This window comes from Thioclava sp. SK-1 (assembly GCF_001705665.1).
Taxonomy (GTDB): Bacteria; Pseudomonadota; Alphaproteobacteria; order Rhodobacterales; family Rhodobacteraceae; genus Thioclava.
This window is the reverse complement of the sequence record NZ_MDHA01000053.1, coordinates 133,143-151,390: the sequence shown is the minus strand read 5'-3', so window position 1 is coordinate 151,390 and position 18,248 is coordinate 133,143. Positions and strand designations below refer to the sequence as shown.

At 53.7% G+C, this 18,248-nt stretch carries 15 protein-coding genes; 6 read left to right on the top strand and 9 right to left on the bottom strand.

Annotated elements, in window-relative coordinates; translation table 11 throughout:
* Positions 1-119: 119 nt before the first annotated feature.
* The 5 genes from BFP70_RS13235 to BFP70_RS13215 all read right to left on the bottom strand — a co-directional run bounded on the left by BFP70_RS13235 (position 120) and on the right by BFP70_RS13215 (position 3,974).
* On the bottom strand, positions 120-554 hold the full coding sequence (locus BFP70_RS13235; RefSeq protein WP_066012123.1) for a TIGR01244 family sulfur transferase: 435 nt from the start codon (positions 552-554) through the stop codon (positions 120-122).
* A 149-nt stretch (positions 555-703) separates the two neighbouring features.
* Positions 704-1,366, bottom strand: a complete 663-nt coding sequence (gene gph, locus BFP70_RS13230; protein WP_066012122.1) for a phosphoglycolate phosphatase — start codon at positions 1,364-1,366, stop codon at positions 704-706.
* Positions 1,363-1,917, bottom strand: a complete 555-nt coding sequence (locus BFP70_RS13225; protein WP_066012121.1) for a thioredoxin family protein — start codon at positions 1,915-1,917, stop codon at positions 1,363-1,365. Before BFP70_RS13225 ends, gph begins: the two co-directional genes overlap by 4 nt.
* A gap of 168 nt (positions 1,918-2,085) precedes the next feature.
* Positions 2,086-2,784, bottom strand: coding sequence for a ribulose-phosphate 3-epimerase (gene rpe / locus BFP70_RS13220; protein WP_066012120.1), 699 nt, complete (start codon positions 2,782-2,784; stop codon positions 2,086-2,088).
* Positions 2,785-3,035: 251 nt separating this feature from the next.
* Entirely contained in the window at positions 3,036-3,974 is a 939-nt protein-coding gene (locus BFP70_RS13215; RefSeq protein ID WP_066012119.1) for a LysR substrate-binding domain-containing protein, read from the bottom strand.
* Between the two features lie 109 nt (positions 3,975-4,083).
* Between BFP70_RS13215 and BFP70_RS13210 the strand changes: the two genes are divergently transcribed.
* Positions 4,084-5,586 (top strand): catalase, encoded by a 1,503-nt coding sequence (locus BFP70_RS13210; protein ID WP_066012118.1) that lies wholly within the window; start codon positions 4,084-4,086, stop codon positions 5,584-5,586.
* A 115-nt stretch (positions 5,587-5,701) separates the two neighbouring features.
* On the opposite strand, the gene BFP70_RS13205 is transcribed toward BFP70_RS13210, so the two are convergent.
* A complete protein-coding gene (locus BFP70_RS13205; protein ID WP_066012117.1) occupies positions 5,702-6,769 on the bottom strand; it encodes a DUF6456 domain-containing protein in 1,068 nt (355 codons plus the stop codon).
* A 290-nt stretch (positions 6,770-7,059) separates the two neighbouring features.
* Positions 7,060-8,634, bottom strand: coding sequence for a helicase HerA-like domain-containing protein (locus BFP70_RS13200; protein ID WP_066012116.1), 1,575 nt, complete (start codon positions 8,632-8,634; stop codon positions 7,060-7,062).
* A gap of 332 nt (positions 8,635-8,966) precedes the next feature.
* Between BFP70_RS13200 and BFP70_RS13195 the strand changes: the two genes are divergently transcribed.
* The 4 genes from BFP70_RS13195 to BFP70_RS13180 all read left to right on the top strand — a co-directional run bounded on the left by BFP70_RS13195 (position 8,967) and on the right by BFP70_RS13180 (position 12,865).
* A complete protein-coding gene (locus tag BFP70_RS13195) occupies positions 8,967-9,317 on the top strand; it encodes a hypothetical protein (protein ID WP_066012115.1) in 351 nt (116 codons plus the stop codon).
* A gap of 48 nt (positions 9,318-9,365) precedes the next feature.
* Complete coding sequence (locus tag BFP70_RS13190) at positions 9,366-10,829, top strand: class I adenylate-forming enzyme family protein (RefSeq protein WP_066012114.1); 1,464 nt, start codon at positions 9,366-9,368, stop codon at positions 10,827-10,829.
* Positions 10,830-10,841: 12 nt separating this feature from the next.
* The gene (locus BFP70_RS13185; RefSeq protein ID WP_066012113.1) at positions 10,842-11,489 is read left to right on the top strand and encodes a DsbA family protein; all 648 of its coding nucleotides are present in this window, start codon (positions 10,842-10,844) and stop codon (positions 11,487-11,489) included.
* Between the two features lie 152 nt (positions 11,490-11,641).
* Positions 11,642-12,865 (top strand): multidrug effflux MFS transporter, encoded by a 1,224-nt coding sequence (locus BFP70_RS13180; protein ID WP_066012112.1) that lies wholly within the window; start codon positions 11,642-11,644, stop codon positions 12,863-12,865.
* 31 nt (positions 12,866-12,896) lie between these two features.
* On the opposite strand, the gene mfd is transcribed toward BFP70_RS13180, so the two are convergent.
* Together mfd and BFP70_RS13170 are read right to left on the bottom strand one after the other, a co-directional pair.
* Positions 12,897-16,358 (bottom strand): transcription-repair coupling factor, encoded by a 3,462-nt coding sequence (gene mfd, locus BFP70_RS13175; RefSeq protein WP_066012111.1) that lies wholly within the window; start codon positions 16,356-16,358, stop codon positions 12,897-12,899.
* Between the two features lie 53 nt (positions 16,359-16,411).
* Positions 16,412-16,948 (bottom strand): hypothetical protein, encoded by a 537-nt coding sequence (locus tag BFP70_RS13170; RefSeq protein ID WP_066012110.1) that lies wholly within the window; start codon positions 16,946-16,948, stop codon positions 16,412-16,414.
* A 181-nt stretch (positions 16,949-17,129) separates the two neighbouring features.
* Between BFP70_RS13170 and hemB the strand changes: the two genes are divergently transcribed.
* On the top strand, positions 17,130-18,131 hold the full coding sequence (hemB, locus tag BFP70_RS13165; protein ID WP_066012109.1) for a porphobilinogen synthase: 1,002 nt from the start codon (positions 17,130-17,132) through the stop codon (positions 18,129-18,131).
* The last annotated feature ends 117 nt before the right edge of the window (positions 18,132-18,248 follow it).

The following is an 18,248-nucleotide window of genomic DNA, read 5'->3' as shown; positions in this document are numbered from 1 at the left end:
CTACATGAAAAATCTTTGATTTTAGGATAGGCAGTAATAAATTTCGTTCAAAGTTTTGATTAATGTGAAATATGCATCACACCTTAATTAAGTATTTGAATTAATTTATTTATTTTTGGTTACTTTTGCTTATGTGCGGCGTAGCTGGTCAACAACGGCGCCATCGGTGCAAGGTCATATCCGACGGCCGCGCCCGCAGCGACAATGCTTTCAATCGGATCCGTGCCTGCGCGACTCATCGCCCACAGATGTGAACTGCGTGTGCCTGAGCGACAATAGGCGAAGATTGGCGTCTGCGCCTGGGCGACAACAGCTTCAAAAGCTTGCACAAGATCTTGCGTCATTTCACCAGGGTAAAACGGCAGGTAATGCACGGATAAACCCGCGGACTTGGCAGCATCCGCAACCGCATCGCATTGCTGATCAGGCAGGATTTCTTCGTCGGGACGATTGATGATGACAGTCCGAAACCCTTCAGACACCAATCTATCAATATCGCTCGGATCGATCTGCGGTGACACCGCGAATTGTGACGAAAGATACCGGATGTCCATCTTCTACTCCTACGTGCGCCGCGATGACACGACGGGCCGGGCAGGGGCCCGGTCTGGCAAATTTGGCCGACGCCCTGCGACAATCGGCCTCTTATTTGGCCCAAGCGAGGGGGGCGCTGCAAGCGTGGAATGTGACTTTCCGTGAAAACTTACATGGCTTTGACCATATGATCGATGATGCCGGGGAACATCCGCCAATCCGAAAAGGCCACATCGTGGGGCAGATCATGAACCGGTCTGTGGCAGTAGCCCTCGGTATACAGAACAAAGGGGCAGCCTGCGGCTTGCGCAGTTTGTGCATCCACCTCGGAATCGCCAATATAAATCAGCGAGCCACCGCCAAGATCCGTATGCGCCTTACGCAATATTGCAGGATCGGGTTTGCGGGTTTGTAAACTATCGCCACCGATCACCACATCAAATACATCCAATAACCCAACATGTTCCAGTGCAGCCATCGCCGGCACATAGGGTTTATTGGTGCAAATCGCCATGCGATAGCCCTGCATCACAAGCGCATCTAATGCGGTGCGCACATGCGGATATTGATGATTTCCGTCCAAATCAATCGCATAGCGTTCTACGAAACGGGAGTGCATCTTATCAAATAATACGCCATCAGTGGGTTGGCCTGCCGTTTTCAGCACACATGCCACAAGATGCCCGGTCCCACGCCCAATGAAACTGCGCGTCTGGGACAAGGTGATCATGGGATACCCCATTTCACCCAAAACGTAATTTGTCACCGAATGAATGGCAGGTGCGGAATCGATCAAGGTACCGTCCAGATCAAAAATCAATGCAGGTTTCATACGGTTTTCCATTTGATTGAACATCCCATCGACGCGATCTGATTGCGGGGGCCTTGCCCGGTCGTGGCCACCAAAACCATCGCTTCAAACAGCTCTCGCTTCGCGTTCGCTGGGCCGGGCGCACGTCCAGATGCGTCCAGACGCCCCCGATATTGCAACTGATCTTGCGCGTTAAAACCGAAAAAATCCGGTGTGCACGCCGCGTCATAAGCCTGTGCAACCGTTTGGCTTTCATCGTGAAGATAGGGAAAGTTGAACCCTTTATCCTGGGCCAAGATTTTCATATTTGCAAAACTATCGTCAGGATAGCGATCCGCATCATTTGCACAGATCGCGGCAACACCAATACCCGCATCCATCAACGCGTTCGCATCGCGCAAGATCCGGTCGAGCACCGACAAAACATAAGGGCAATGATTACAGATAAACATTATCAACGTCCCATTCGGACCGCGGATCGCGTCCAATGTCCACATCTGATCATCTGTTCCGGGCAGGGCGAAAGGCGGTGCCTTCCAGCCGAACTCACATACCGGAGGTGTCACTGCCATCGTTAGCCCCTGTCATGTCGTGATTCAAAGCAACCTCTGGTAGTTTTAGTGAAAAAACAAGAGGAAACCCAAGATAGCGAAATAGAATTGATCCACTGTGAACGGAAATAAACAAGCCCCTCCAATATGTTGAAGGGACTTGTTCAAATTCAGCATGGGCTTTTGCCCTTATTGTGCGTCTTGTGCGTCTTGTGCGGCCTTGCGGATCGCGGCGATATTCTGCCCATAGACGTCGGGTTGCGACACCGAGCCACCTTTGAACACGGCCGATCCGGCAACCAAGACATCCGCGCCAGCCGCCGCCATCAACGGGGCTGTTTCCGGCGTCATGCCACCATCAATCTCAATATGGATTTCACGATCACCAATCATTGCGCGCAGCTTGCGCACTTTGTCGATCTGGCTGGCAATGAATTTCTGCCCGCCAAAGCCTGGGTTTACAGTCATGACACAAATCAGATCCAACTGATCCATAAGATATTCGATTTGGTCAAGGCCCGTGCCGGGATTCAACGCCAAGCCGGCCTTGCAACCCGCGCCACGAATGGCCTGTAACGTACGGTGAATATGCGGGCCGGCCTCCAAATGCGCCGTGATCACATCCGCGCCTGCATCAGCATAGGCGTCAATATAGGCATCCACCGGAGAGATCATCAGATGCACATCCATCACCGTTTTAATATGCGGACGGATCGCTTTGCACAAAGGTGGACCAAATGTCAGGTTCGGAACGAAATGCCCATCCATCACATCAACATGCACCCAGTCGGCGCCTTGATCTTCGATCGCACGAATTTCTTGGCCAAAATTGGCGAAATCTGCCGAAAGGATGGACGGGGCGATTTTGATGCTGCGGTCAAAGGTCATATAGTAAGTCCTATGCGTGAGATGGCTGACCCCGTCATACGCAAAGCCAACGCAGCGGTCCACAGCACAGTGCCAAGCCATGCCAATTTTTGACAACCTATTTGCATTACATAATCATGGTTATTGGATATAATTTTAGGTGCTAAATTGGCGCCTAATTTTAAAAATAACAATTAAAATACAGTACATTACAGAGAGTTCTTACGGATCTTGTGAAGATGGCGTATCGCGGGGAATACGCCATGCCTTCGTTATTCAGCAACACGCAGCGCGGGGGTTGGACGTGTTTCTTTTGGAACCTTACGGCGCACGTCTTCAACCAAGGCCGTTCCCACCTCTGCCAAGATCGTTGCAACCTTAGCAAACCATTCACTGTCATCAGCGACGTCTTTGCGCCGAACCAGACGAATTTGGCGCGAAGGTTCCTCGTTAAAGCGCGCCAGCGCCATAGTCGGTGCCGCCAATGTTTCGGTCAGCGTCGCAAGCTCTGGCACCAAGGTCAGACCCATTCCTTCGCCAACCAGCCCACACAGGGTTGCCAATGAAGAAGCGCCAAGATCGACGGATTGCGTTGCGCGTGTCGTGCCGCATAGCGCAAGCGCCTGATCTGCAAGGCAATGCCCTTCGTCCAACAACAGTAAATCACCAGGGTCCAGCGCATCTGGCGCCAGACCATAATTGGCCGCAAGCGCCTGCTGCGTGCCCGCCAAAAGGAACCTGTCTTCAAATAACAACCGGGTTTCCATATCCGCCGCAGGTGTTGCAATAACAACCGCGTCCAGTTTGCCCGACATCAGCTCTTCCAGAAGCACCTCAGTGCGGGCTTCGCGCAGGCGCAAACCCGATTGCAATTCACGCAAACGTGGCAAGGCACGCGGCATTAAATATGGCGCAATGGTGGGAATGACACCCAAATTGATCTGTCCCTGACCCCGGCGCAGCTCTGCCTCAAGCGATTTTAGCTCGGCTTGGATACGGCGCGCATGTTCCAGCACCATCCGCCCTGCCCGCGTCAATCGAATATCGCGCGGGCGTCGTTCAATCAACGTCAGTCCAAGGCTTTGTTCTAGCTCACGTATTTGCATGGACAAAGCAGGCTGGGTCACATGAACCGCTTCGGCAGCACGCGAAAAATTACGGTGCTGTTCCAGCGACAGGAGGTAGGTCAATTGACGGAGTGTGATATTCATAAGACCAGCTTATCCCAATGGTAAATATTTACGATTTCCTTTTATTACGGATGTCCTAGATATTTCCGTCGAAAGCAATCCAGCAATCCATGCCAGATGGAGGAACACTATGGCTGATAAAACCACACTGACGACGAGCGCCGGCGCACCGGTGCCCAGCAACAATACATCCGAAACTGCGGGTGCCCGCGGTCCGGTCCTGCTGCAAGATTATCAGCTGCTAGAGAAATTGGCGCATCAAAACCGTGAACGGATTCCAGAACGTACGGTTCACGCCAAAGGCTGGGGTGCGCAGGGTAAATTTACCGTAACCCATGATATCAGCGAATATACCTGTGCTGATTTGTTCTCAAAAGTTGGCAATACATGCGAGATTTTGTCGCGCTGGTCCACCGTTGCGGGTGAACTGGGTGCCGCCGATGCGGAACGCGACGTGCGCGGTTTCTCCATTAAATTCTACACGGACCAAGGCAATTGGGATGTCGTCGGTAATAATACACCGATCTTCTTCGTCCGCGACGCATATAAATTCCCGGATTTCATCCATACTCAAAAACGCCACCCAAAGACCAATCTGCGTTCCCCTGAAGCGATGTTCGATTTCTGGGCGGCACAGCCCGAATGCGTTCATCAGGTGACGATTTTGATGTCAGATCGCGGCATTCCGGTGAACCCGATGCATATGCATGGCTACGGCAGCCATACATATTCAATGTGGAACGCAAAGGGCGAACGCGTCTGGGTGAAATTCCACTTCCGTTGCCAGCAAGACATTAAGAACTATACCAATGATCAGGCCGAAGAACTGATCGGCAAATCGCGCGAAACATACCAAGAAGATCTATATTCCGCGATCGAAAATGGTGACTTCCCGAAATGGGAGCTAAACATTCAGGTCATGCCCGAAGCCGATGCAGAAGGACTGGACTTTAATCCGTTCGATCTGACCAAAGTCTGGTCGCACAAGGATTACCCGCTGATCCCCGTTGGTATGCTAGAGTTCAACAAGAATCCTGAAAACTACTTTCAGATGATTGAAAACGCAGCATTTTCACCGTCAAACAAAGTTCCGGGTATCGGGTTCTCTCCGGATAAGATGTTGCAAGCACGGGTGTTTTCCTATGCGGATGCGCACCGCTACCGTTTGGGCACCCATTACGAGGCCCTGCCCGCCAACGCGCCAAAATGCCCAGTGCATCACTATCACAAAGATGGTGGCATGCGCTTCTTCCCACAAGAAACCGGTCATCCCGACGCCTATTACGAGCCCAACCAATATGGCGACAGTGCGAAGGCAGATCCATCGGTTGCTGAGCCTCCGCTGAAAATTAACGGCGACGCAGATCGCTATGTTCAAGAGAATGCGGACGCGGATTACGTTCAGCCGCGCGCGCTGTATACTCAAGTGTTTGGCGATGCCGAACGTGACCGCTTGCACCATAACATGGCCGCGGCGATGGGCCCATGCTCTTCCTCCGTGACGGAGCGTTGGCTCGCCGTATTACACCGTGTCCACCCTGATTATGCTGCAGGCGTGCGCGCGGCATTGGCTGAAGGATCCGACGTCAACGCGGTTCCGGTCACAGATGACACGCCGGTTCCAACGAAATAATCGCTTGATAAAAGTTGGGGTTGCGATCACGCCGGGAACCTGATCGCAGCTTTGGGTCGCCAAGGGTTAACCCCTTTGGCGACCTGTTTATATTCACCTTGGTTTCGGAAATATTTCAGCCGATCAACGGATGCTCGCCACCGTATTTTTCCTGATAGTGCCGATGCAACCGCTGCAAGGCGATGCGCAGCACAATCTTTCCCGAGCGCGCGGACCACCCCAGTCGTTTTTCGGCCGCCTCCAGGCCCTCTAGATAGCAACAGCAGCGTAGCGCCATATCGCCTAGCCCCGGCCCCAGATCCGCAAGCGCCGCAGCAACCCGTTCGCGCGCATGTTCTGACCCGCCACCAAGCGACGCATTTGGGTTATAGCCACTGCGATCACCCACGGTCAAAAAACGATCCCAATTCTGCGTGACACGCGGCCCCATCTGCGCCAGTTCAAAATCCTCGCGCAGCCGTTCGCCCGCGGTGACCATTGCCGGTGTTAGAAAGGGGTCGCCATTTTTGTCACGACGCCGCGACAACACACCAATTGGGCTTTCATACAGGTTGTTGCGCGGCCCATGTGGCTTTTGGGGTGATACCTTATCAAAAGCGCGATGCTGGTCGGCAAATCTCTTTTTTGTCCCTTCGGGCGTTTGCGCGGCAACCAATCGTTTCAGCGCTGCACGCCCCGCCATCGTGATTTCATAGCTGACAACGCGGCCCGTATGTTTGACCGAGATCCAATCCTGAACAGCAAAGGCCTGCGCCACATCGCGTTCCAAAACCGCAATTCGCACGGTGCCGCGCAAAATCACTGCCTTATCCATATCGGTGGCGACGATCATCAACGCCCCCGGTTCAATCAATCGGCGCAGAATACGGCGGGCTTCTTGCTGCAGTCGTGCCTCGGTAATCGTTATCTGCGCACCCTGCCCCAGCTCCCCTTGCCTGTGCATTGCCCCGGCGGAGTGTTTTGGCGCATTTGGTCGGCGCAGTTTTTCCAACATCTGATCCACTAAAGGATCATCGCGCTGTTCCTCGATCCGGCGTATCCGGCGTAATATGGTGGAGGGATGGCAGCCCTCATCTCGGGCCAGCGCGCGTAACGACACGCCCTCATCGATGTGACGAACATATAACCGTGCGTGACCGGGCAGCCAGGTCGGCAGTATCTCCTTCGTCAGAATTGTAGTCATGGATCTCTCCTGATGGCAGCGATCAAAATCGCATGAATGGCGTCCCCTTGGGATCAGCCGTGGGTTGCTTTGGTTACCCGAAAATTAACAAGAAACTGTGGATAGAATTTGGCCATCATCGCTAAACAAATGAAATCGCAACGTTCGCGCCTGTGGATAAAAGCGCAACACCCGCAAGAGTTGTGATACGGCCTGCATCGGGATGCCCTGAAGGCCCCATGCAAAATGCATTTTACGGACCTGTTCGCCCGCAAAATATTTGACAAAAATTTAGACTTCGATGCGACGAGTCAGCGCGATTTAAACAGCGACCCCAAAACGCCGCGCACCAAGGCTTGGCCGGTTTTCGTGCCCAATTGTCGGGCGAAACTTTTGCCAAAAGCCTGCATAACGCTGTCAGACCGACTGCTCCGGCTTTTGCTCGTTTTGACCTTTGATGCGGAAACCGTGTTGGGCTCAAACCTGCGCGCGCGGTTGAATTCGCGTAGCTTTAACGAACGCTCGGGCATTTCGGCTGCATCTTGTTCAACACGCGCAACCTCTGCTGCGGCCATATCAGCCCGTTTTTGCAAGATTTCTTGTGCGGATTCGCGATCAACACGCAGGTTGTATTTTGCACCCATCGCATTGTCTTGCATGATCTTCTGGCGCTCTGCCAAAGTGATCGGCCCCAACTGTGAACATGGTGGGCGGATCAATGTACGTTCAACCATTCCTGGCACGCCTTTGCGCTCAAGGAATGATGTTACCGCCTCCCCCGTGCCGACTTCTTTGATCGCATCTTCTGTCGCGAAACGGGGATTGGGCCGATAGTTTTCCGCCGCGCGTTTCAGATCGCGTTGATCACGCGCAGTAAAGGCCCGCAACGCATGCTGCACCCGGTTGCCCAACTGCCCCAGGATATCATCAGGCACATCCGCCGGGTTTTGCGTGATAAAGTAGATCCCCACACCTTTGGACCGGATCAACCTCGCCACCTGCTCCACTTTGTTCAACAATGCTTTGGGCGCGTCCTCAAACAGCAGATGGGCCTCATCAAAGAAAAATACGAATTTCGGCCTGTCGGGGTTGCCCACCTCTGGCAAGGTCTCGAACAATTCAGACATTAGCCACAACAAGAATGTTGCATATAGGCGCGGGCTGTTCATCAGCACATTGGCCGCCAGGATGTTGATTTGCCCCTGCCCATTCGCATCAACAGACATCATGTCGATCAGATCCAACGCCGGTTCCCCAAAGAAATCCGCCGCACCCTGATTTTCCAACACTAATAACGCGCGCTGAATGGCCCCGATAGAGCGCGCATCGACATTCCCATAGCGCAACGACAGTTCGTCGGCGCGCTCCCCTACATGTACCAGCATCGCACGTAGGTCACCAAGGTCCAACAGTGCCAAACCTTCACTATCAGCCAGATGGAACGCGATATTCAACACGCCTTCTTGCGCATCGGTCAGCTCTAGCAACCGCGCCAAAAGCAGCGGACCCATTTCAGAAATCGTGGTGCGTACCGGATGGCCTTGCTGCCCGAATACATCCCAAAATGTAACAGGAAAGGCGCGATAGCTTAGATCAAAACCAATGGTTTGTGACCTTTTGTTAAACGCATCATGCAACTTTCCTTCGGCACTGCCAGCTTTGGCCAAACCTGATAGATCGCCTTTGATATCGGCCATGAACACCGGCACGCCCGCCGCCGAGAATGCCTCGGCCATGATCTGCAATGTTACGGTTTTTCCTGTGCCGGTGGCGCCGGCGATCAACCCATGACGATTAGCGTATTCCAACAACATGTTTTGCGCGACATCATAGCCGTCATCACCGCCGCCGATAAAGATGCCGCTCTCGCTCAACACGCCTGTCATGTTCCTGCCCCTGTCTTGTTCAATTCCGGGTTAATTGCACCGACCTGAGCGAACAATAACTATTTAACCATTTGCTGCAATTGTAGATCATATTCAACCCGAGCGGGTAGCCCAGGTTGAAACTTCCTCCCTGTTGAACTTGCCGCATCCTTCGGGGTGCGGCATTTTTTCTGCCCTCATCACAGCCATGATCACTAGAATATGTCGCAAAGCGCGGGAACTTTTTGCCTGCTATCTCCTTAGTTTCCCATAAGATCGGGCAGCACAGCGTTTCACCTGCCCAACACGAACAGCGCGACAGCGAAGCGCGTGATATAAAGGAGGGCTACACGATGAAGTGGCAGCATATTGAACAAAATTGGTCAGCTTTCTACGAAGCGATTTTGGAACGCTGGGACGGCACCGATGCTGACGGCCTGGACGATGTTGATGGTGATCAAAAAGCCTTTATCGCCTATATTGCCAAAGTCACAGAGATCGAACCAATTGATGCGCGCGATGAAATCCGCGACTGGATGGCCGGCGAACTCCCCTCCGATGTCGTGATGGACCCATCGCATGACGATCATTCGCTCCAAAATAGCGCAAAATATGTGAACGAGGGCGAAGATGAATATGATGACGATGCGGCGTTTGGCGACGACAATGCAGCCGAAAACCCTGTTGGCCGCGAAGCCTCTTGATCGTAAAGGCTGCATTGCATACTCCGGTCGGACAGGGGAGAACCATCCATGTCCGACCATTTCAACCTGACCGCCCATGTTTTGGCACGCGCCGTAGATCTGGAAGATAAATCTGCGTTACAGATCCTGAAACCCTCCGGTGCGGAGCGGTGGCAATATGGTCGCCTATTGTCCGCCGTACGCGGTGCAGGCGCTGGTTTTCTTGCAGCGGGTTTGATGCCGGGCGACAGGGTGCTTTTGCGTCTTGGTAATACAACTGATTTTCCTATCGCATTTTTGGGCGCCATCGCCGTCGGGATAATTCCGGTTCCAACATCTGCGCAGTTGACCGGACCAGAAATCACCAAGATGGCGCAGCAGCTGGATATCACGGCCACGGTCGCCCAGGACGGAGTCGCCCTGCCCGACCAGCCCGGAATTCTGATTTCGACCGAAGAGTTGCGCGGGTTCGAGGCACTGCCGCCTTGCGATTATGCCTATGGCTCATCAGACCGGCTTGCCTATATCATCTTTACATCCGGGTCGGCCGGCTTGCCACGCGCCGTATGCCACGCACACCGCGCCATTTTGGCCCGGCACGCGATGTATGATGGCTGGTATGGATTGCGCGAAACAGACAGGCTTCTTCACGCCGGTGCGTTCAATTGGACCTATACTCTGGGCACGGGATTGTTGGACCCATGGACGATGGGTGCGACCGCACTAATCCCATCTGCCGCCGTTCGTCCAGATCAAATTCCACTCTTGCTTAAGCGCGTAGACGCCACGATTTTTGCAGCTGTTCCAGGTGTTTATCGGCAGATATTAAAAGCACACAGCAGCTTGGCCTTGCCTAAATTACGCCACGGGCTGTCAGCTGGAGAAAAATTGCCAACTGCACTGCGCAGCGCATGGCACGATGCCACCGGAACGCCGATACACGAGGCGTTTGGCATGTCCGAATGTTCGACATTCATTTCGGGTTCTCCCATACGGCCATCCCCAGAAGATACATTGGGTTTCATTCAGCCAGATCGCAAAGTCAGGATTGCACCGCAAGGATCTGACAACGATGGTGAAATTCAAATTCACCGCGACGAGCCGGGGCTATTTCTTGGATATTGGGGTGCAAAAGACGAGACCACTGCCCGCTTCGACGGTGATTGGTTTCGCACTGGGGATATGGCGCGCATGGATGCCGCTGGCGCTGTGCACTATCTTGGCCGCAATGATGATATGATGAATGCAGGCGGGTTCCGTGTGTCACCAATTGAGGTTGAGAACGCGCTCCAACACATTGACGACATTGGTGATATTGCTGCAATTGAAGTGCCGGTTAAACCCGGTGTAACCGTGATCGCCTTGGCCTACAGTGGTGGGGTTGACGAGACTGTTTTGATCGCCCATGCACAAGAAACCTTGGCACGTTATAAACAGCCGCGGATCTATCGCCAAATCTTGACCCTGCCGCGCAATGCAAACGGGAAGATAGACCGGCGAAAACTGCGTCAGGATTGGGCCGCAAGCCACTGATTGGAAACAGATATGACCACACTTGATATTTTTGCTGATCCCGTTTGCCCATGGTGTCTGATCGGTTGGGCGCGGTTGGAAAAAGCCTTGGCAAAACGGCCTGATCATCCCTTCCAATTGGCCTGGCAACCGTTTCAACTGAACCCGACACTGCCGCGCGAAGGAATGTCGCGTGCTGATTACCTGCAGGCCAAATTCGGCCAGGATGGCGCTGTAAAGATGATGACGCAAATTCTTGAAATCACACAAGAAGAAGGGATCGAATTCGATCCAATGTCCGCATTACATCAGCCCAACACATTGGACGCGCATCGGCTTGTCCACTGGGCAGGATTAGAGGAATGCGCGACCCCTGTGATGATGGCACTGCTGCGCGCTCATTGGGTAGAAGCGCGCGATATTGGCGATGGTAAGACCCTGACAGACATCGCCGCACAGGCAGGCATGTCGCGTGAAGCGGTGCAGCGCCTATTGGCAACCGATGCCGACCGCGATACCGTCTTGCAACGTGACGCCCACGCGCGTGAACGCGGCATCACCGCCGTTCCCACCTATGTAATCGGCAATCTTCACGCTGTATCTGGCGCCCAGCCCACTCAGCTGTGGCTAGATGTTATTGATGAGCTGTTGGCCGGCCCTCCTAAAGATACACTACATTAATGCCCACAGAACAATCGGACTGAGCGTCACTGCACATACCCTTGTGCTGGTGTTTTAAACCGTTCTGTCTGTTTTTTTCCTGGTATGACTGGCCAAATAAGCCAGCTTACTATTATCTGCTGCAAAATCCCTTTTAGACTCTTGGAAGCCTGATGTCTCAAACAGACCATATTGACCCGGTCCATACCGAGTCCCTCTCGCTAAGAGAGTTCACGATTATGCTGGCGTCGTTAATCGCGACGGTAGCATTTTCCATTGACGCAATGCTGCCCGCCCTTCCGGAAATCGCCCGCACAATGAGCCCCGGCGATGTAAATAAGGCACAGCTGGTCCTGACCTCATTCGTATTTGGCATGGGCGCCGGTACATTATTCGTCGGCCCGATTTCCGATGCGATTGGCCGTAAAATGACGATCTTGTATGGGGTTGGCATCTACATGATTGGCTCGTTCATCGCCGCCCATGCGCAATCGCTTGAAATGTTGTTGATTTCACGTTTCATTCAGGGCTTGGGGGCCGCCTCGCCACGGATCATCCCGATGGCGATGGTGCGTGACAAATATGCCGGTCGCGAAATGGCGAAGGTCACCTCTATTATCATGATGATCTTTATCATCGTTCCGGCAATGGCCCCATCCATCGGTGCTGTGATCATTGATATCGCCGGATGGCGCGGTGTGTTCTATGCGTTCATCTTGTTCGGTACGATCGGCGTGACATGGATGTTCTTACGGCAGCCAGAAACCTTAACGGCAGACAAGCGGCGCCCGCTGCAATTTGCGCGGCTGTGGAATGGCGTGAAAGAGGTACTGTCGGATCGTCAGGTGCTTTTGTATATTGTCATCATCACGCTTGGATTTGGGCAAATGTTTGCCGCGCTCAGCTCTGCGCAGCAGCTTTATGAAACCTATGGTGTCACCGATAATTTCCCGAAATGGTTTGCAGGTGGCGCACTTTTGGCCGGTGCTGCCTCCTTCTTGAACTCACGAATTGTGGTTCGGTATGGCATGCGCCGTATCGTCATCGCCTCTTACCTAATGCAGGTCATCGCCTCGATCCTGGTACTTGGGTTGATGTTTGCAGGCATGCCACAATCGGGGTGGGGGTTTGCTGTGTTCTTTTTATGGTTCGTGTCAATCTTCTCTATGGCCGGCCTGACCTTCGGCAATTTGAACGCACTTGCGATGCAGAAAATGGGCCATATGGCAGGGCTTGCAGCGTCGATCATCACGGCCATCTCAACCGTTGGGTCGGTGATGTTGGCCGCTCCCGTCGGTCTGGCATTCAATGGCACGGCCTTGCCATTGGCCTTTACCACACTGACCTGCTCTGCCGTTGCCTATGTGTTGATGCGCGGCACACTAAAAGAAGAATAAGATCGAAACAAAACGACGAAGGGCCGGTATGTTACCGGCCCTTTTTCATGTCTTTCTTCGCATCCAGCACCTTGGCTGCCAAATCCCGGGCGATGGCAAAAGCCCCTTTGACCTTGTCAGAATCCCTGGCCCAATCGCGGCGAATAATCAGCTTATTATCCTTCACCTTCGCCAGATCGCGTTCGGCAGTCAGATAATCAACCAACCCTGCTGGGTTGGGGAATTTATCATCATGGAATTGCACGGTTGCCCCTTTGGGACCCGCATCCAAACGCGAGATATGCGCACGTTTGCACATCGCTTTGATGCGAACAACAAGCAGCAATGAATTGATTTCTTTTGGCAATTGGCCAAAGCGATCGATCAGCTCTGCGGCAAAGCCTTCCAATTCCACCTTTGTGGTCAAGCTGGACAAACGCCGATACAACCCAAGCCGCAAGTCCAGATCCGGGACATAGCTTTCTGGAATGATGACTGGGACGCCCAGATTGATCTGCGGCGACCATTCACCATCCGAGACATCTTCACCCAGCTCCCCTGACTTCAGCTTGGCAATCGTTTCCTCAAGCATCGCTTGATACAGCTCATATCCGACCTCTTTAACATGGCCTGATTGCTCCTCACCCAGCAAGTTACCAGCGCCGCGTAAGTCCATATCATGGCTAGCCAAATTGAATCCAGCACCAAGGCTGTCCATACTGCCAAGCAACCGCAAGCGCTTGGTGGCCTGCGCGGTCAGCGGCGCGCGTGGCTTCGTCGTCAAATAGCAATATGCCCGCATCTTGGACCGCCCCACGCGCCCGCGGATCTGATACAGTTGGCTAAGCCCGAACATGTCGGCCCGGTGGATCACCATCGTATTCGCCGTGGGAATATCCAGACCAGATTCCACGATTGTTGTTGCCAAAAGCACATCGAACTTACCATCGTAAAACGCGTTCATCCGATCGTCCAACTCGCCCGCGGCCATCTGTCCATGAGCGGTCAAAAAACTGACCTCTGGCACGTGTTCGCGCAGGAAGCTCTCAATCTCGGGCAGGTCCGTGATGCGCGGAACAACGTAGAAACTTTGCCCCCCGCGATAATGTTCGCGCAGCAGCGCCTCTCGAATGGTCACTGCATCAAACTCTGACACATAGGTGCGGATTGCCAGACGGTCGACTGGCGGTGTACCAATTATCGAGAGATCCCGGACACCTGTAAGCGAAAGTTGAAGTGTTCTGGGAATGGGCGTAGCCGTCAATGTCAGCACATGGATGTCAGAGCGCATCTGCTTTAGCCGCTCTTTATGCTGCACCCCAAAATGTTGCTCTTCATCAATCACCAACAACCCCAGATTGGCAAAACGCACCGTCTTTGCCAGCACAGCATGGGTGCCAATCACGATATCAACCGTCCCGTCCGCCAAACCTTGCCGCGTGGCCGATGCCTCTTTCGCCGAGACAAATCGCGACAAGGGCCGCACATTGATTGCCGTGCCACGGAAACGGTCTTCAAAGGTCTTGTAATGTTGCCGCGCCAAAAGCGTCGTTGGCGCAATGACTGCAACCTGCACACCAGAAGCGGCCGCTACAAAGGCGGCGCGCATTGCAACCTCGGTCTTGCCAAAGCCCACATCGCCAACCACCAGGCGGTCCATCGGGGTGCCCGACTTCAGATCGCCAATAGCATCGTCAATCGCCGCCATCTGGTCGTCGGTTTCCGAATACGGGAAACGCGCGGCAAAGCTCTCCCATTCATGATGCTCCACCTCCAATATCGGTGCTTTGCGCAAATATCGTTCTGCAGCGACGCGCATCAACTTATCCGCAATTTGGCGAATACGTTCTTTCAGCTTGGCCTTCTTCGCCTGCCATGCCCCACCGCCCAGCTTATCCAACAGCCCGTCTTCATGGCCATAGCGGCTAAGCAATTCGATATTGACCACCGGTAGGAATAACCGATCACCACCGGCATATTCCAACAACACGCAATCCAATGGTTTTCCTTGGGCTTCAAGGGTTTGCAGCCCTTTGTATCGCCCGACCCCATGGTCGACATGCACAACCAAATCCCCCGGGGACAGTGATTGCGCTTCGGTCAGGAAATTGTCGGCCTTCCGCTTTTTCTTCGGTTTCCGGATCAGCCGATCACCCAAAACATCTTGTTCTGAGATGACGGTGATCGCGGGATCATCGCCCTTTGCTAGCGCCTCGAACCCCTGATCCAACATCCAGATTGTTAGGTTCAACCCCGGCCCAATGTCGCGCGCGTCACCAATCAACCGTGCGCCCGTAAGGCCCTCATCTTCCATCAGGCCTTTAAGCCGTTCACGCGCCCCTTCCGACCAGGACGCAATCACCACAGGTCCAACCTTCAACCGGGCCTGAACATGATCTTTTAATGAACTGAAAAGGCTTACGTTTTCTTGTTGGCGCTCAGGCGCAAAACTACGTCCCAACCGCGCCTGCGCATCCAAAATTCCCGGACCGGGTGGTGCCGATAGCACCTGCAGATTGACAACACGCCGGGTGTTTAATGCCGCAGCCCATGCGGCTGTGTCCAAATACATCAACCTCGGCGCTGCCGGTTTATAAACGCTATCCACGCGATCGCGGCGGGACATTGCTTCGCGCCGGGTGTCATATTGGTCTGCGATCTGCACCCATCGCGCTTCGCGCTGCGGTTCGATCTGATCATCCAACATGACAGAAGATGTTGGCATATAATCAAAAATTGTCTCAAGATCGGTTTGGAAAAATCCCAGCCAATGCTCCATACCCGCATGTTTACGCCCGGCAGATACGGCCTCATACAGCGGGTCTTCGGCACCGCCTGCACCAAATTCAATGCGGTAATTTTGCCGAAATCGTGTGATCGACTCCTCATCCAAAATCACTTCGGACACGGGTGCCAGATCAATTATCTTTAGCGTTTCATTGGTACGCTGTGTTGCGGGATCAAATCGACGCGCCCCATCCAAAACATCCCCAAACAGATCCAAACGCACCGGACCGGATTCGCCGGGCGGATAGATGTCAATAATACCACCACGCACGGCATAATCGCCCGGCTCTCGCACCGTTGAAACAAGCGAAAATCCCATCCGCGCCAAGAAATTCCGCAGTTGGTCTTCATGTATCCGACCACCCACTTTGGCGGTGAAGGAACTCTTCGCAAGCAGCTGACGAGAAGGCACTTTCTGCATTGCTGCCGATAGGGTCGTCAGCAAAACAAAAGGCCCCGAAAGCCCGGCCTGTAAGGTGGCCAATGTCGCCATGCGTGCGGCGGAAATCTCTGGGTTGGGCGACACCCGGTCATAGGGCAAGCAATCCCATGACGGGAATTCCAGGACCACTGCAGCAGGGGCAAAAAACGCCAACGCCGCGCGCATCGCCTCCAACCTGCGCCCGTCACGCGCCACATGAATAACCGATTGGCCACGCGCCAATTCGCGGGCCAACAGTTTTGCGTCATAGCCCTCGGGGGCACCAGAAAGAAGGAAATGTTCCATAAGTTATGGAGGTAAAGACCGCACCGCCGGTGTCAAGCCTTGGCGTTGCGCAATCAGAAGCCAATCACAAATTGCGTCTTAAAGTTAAACAACATTCCCCAAAGTGCGGTCACCAACATAGCGAAAATGCCGATCGCCTGCACCTTTAGACGGTGCTTCGACAGGGCACGCGCCACTTGTTCGGGATCCGATGTTTCGATCACTGGCCAAATTCGGGCGGCTGCGCGCAGTGTCATTATCATAGTAAGCACAAGTGGAAAGGCTACCAGAAACACGGCCTGCGCCAGTTCATAGCCATAGCCGAATCCCAAAACCGCCAGCATGGTCAGTCCAAACGGCACGATCACCGCCAGAACCACCCCTGCATCCTGTCCTATCATCCGATAGCGATGCACATTCACCCGTGCCAAAAGCACTAGGTTTTCAGCGGCTTCGTCCTTATTTCGACGCGCGCGTAACACTGCATCATAGGGCACCCCAATCACCCAATGCGACACAGATGACCAGATCGCTGCAAGCGCCACCCAATACCACAGGCTGGAAAAGCTGCGCACGGAAATCGTGCTAAAGATCAGGTCGGTTACCGTCACACAGGGCCTCTTTGGCTGTTGTTGCCCGGAAAATCCGAGCTCAATTTTGCGCGACGATAGGCCCAAACAACAGCAGAGAAAACCATCTTTCCCACAAACAAAGCGTTTCTGACCTTTTCGGACCTATTGCCTTGGGGCTATAGGTCATGTCAGGTCAGAATAAGCCAAGTGGAGAGCCGCCATGACCCCGATCCTTCCGCCGTTTCCAACCACCCGCATGCGTCGCCTGCGCCGGACAAGCGCACTGCGTGATCTGGCCCAGGAATATCGGCTTAGCGTGAAGGATCTGATCTGGCCGATTTTTATCACTGACGTGCCGGGCGCAGATGTAGAGGTATCGTCCATGCCCGGGGTGTTTCGGCGCACTTTGGACGGCGCGATCGCCGCCGCGGAAGAGGCCGCAAGCCTTGGCATTCCGGCCCTTTGCCTGTTCCCCTTTACCGATCCTTCGGTAAAAACCGTGGCCTGCCAAGAAGCCTGGAACCCTGACAACATCACAAATCGCGTGATCCGCGCGATCAAGGAACGCGTGCCTGAAATCGCGATCATGACTGATATCGCCTTGGATCCCTATAATGCCAATGGGCACGATGGGTTGGTAAGAGATGGGATTATTCTCAACGACGAAACCGTTGAATGTCTTGTGAAAATGGCAATCGCACAGGCTGATGCCGGAGCCGATATTTTGGGTCCATCCGATATGATGGACGGACGTATCGGCGCGATGCGCACGGCGCTTGAGGCACAGGGGCACGGACAAGTGTCAATTCTGAGCTACTCTGCGAAATACGCTAGTGGGTTTTACAGCCCGTTTCGCGATGCCGTTGGCGCGTCTGGCGCACTTAAGGGTGATAAGAAAACCTATCAGATGGATCCTGGAAACTCCGAAGAAGCGTTGCGTCTGGTTGCGCGCGATCTGCATGAGGGGGCCGATATGGTCATGGTCAAACCCGGCATGCCCTATCTGGATATTTGCCGCCGTGTCAAAGATGCATTTGGCGTTCCTACTTATGCGTATCAGGTTTCAGGCGAATATGCGATGGCGATGGCGGCTGTACAAAATGGCTGGCTGGATCATGAAAAAGTTATGCTTGAAAGTCTAATGGCGTTTCGCCGTTCCGGGTGTGATGGGGTCTTGACCTACTTTGCCCCCGCTGCCGCACGGGCCTTGGCGGCAGGTTAAGATCGGCGTGTTTCTGCTTGTCTTTGTTGGACTTTCTGAATAGATTCATCAGCAGGTGACAAAGGGTTCCATCTGCCGTAAACTTACAGAAAATGGGTCAGAACCTAACTGGCCGTT

Excerpts from the sequence above, each read along its gene's own strand:
- BFP70_RS13210 (WP_066012118.1), top strand. The coding sequence starts at position 4,084 with ATGGCTGATAAAACCACACTGACGACGAGCGCCGGCGCACCGGTGCCC.
- BFP70_RS13195 (WP_066012115.1), top strand. The coding sequence starts at position 8,967 with ATGAAGTGGCAGCATATTGAACAAAATTGGTCAGCTTTCTACGAAGCG.
- BFP70_RS13235 (WP_066012123.1), bottom strand. The coding sequence starts at position 554 with ATGGACATCCGGTATCTTTCGTCACAATTCGCGGTGTCACCGCAGATC.
- BFP70_RS13190 (WP_066012114.1), top strand. The coding sequence starts at position 9,366 with ATGTCCGACCATTTCAACCTGACCGCCCATGTTTTGGCACGCGCCGTA.
- BFP70_RS13180 (WP_066012112.1), top strand. The coding sequence starts at position 11,642 with ATGTCTCAAACAGACCATATTGACCCGGTCCATACCGAGTCCCTCTCG.
- BFP70_RS13185 (WP_066012113.1), top strand. The coding sequence starts at position 10,842 with ATGACCACACTTGATATTTTTGCTGATCCCGTTTGCCCATGGTGTCTG.
- BFP70_RS13215 (WP_066012119.1), bottom strand. The coding sequence starts at position 3,974 with ATGAATATCACACTCCGTCAATTGACCTACCTCCTGTCGCTGGAACAG.
- BFP70_RS13225 (WP_066012121.1), bottom strand. The coding sequence starts at position 1,917 with ATGGCAGTGACACCTCCGGTATGTGAGTTCGGCTGGAAGGCACCGCCT.
- BFP70_RS13205 (WP_066012117.1), bottom strand. The coding sequence starts at position 6,769 with ATGACTACAATTCTGACGAAGGAGATACTGCCGACCTGGCTGCCCGGT.
- gph (WP_066012122.1), bottom strand. The coding sequence starts at position 1,366 with ATGAAACCTGCATTGATTTTTGATCTGGACGGTACCTTGATCGATTCC.
- rpe (WP_066012120.1), bottom strand. The coding sequence starts at position 2,784 with ATGACCTTTGACCGCAGCATCAAAATCGCCCCGTCCATCCTTTCGGCA.
- hemB (WP_066012109.1), top strand. The coding sequence starts at position 17,130 with ATGACCCCGATCCTTCCGCCGTTTCCAACCACCCGCATGCGTCGCCTG.
- mfd (WP_066012111.1), bottom strand. The coding sequence starts at position 16,358 with ATGGAACATTTCCTTCTTTCTGGTGCCCCCGAGGGCTATGACGCAAAA.
- BFP70_RS13200 (WP_066012116.1), bottom strand. The coding sequence starts at position 8,634 with ATGACAGGCGTGTTGAGCGAGAGCGGCATCTTTATCGGCGGCGGTGAT.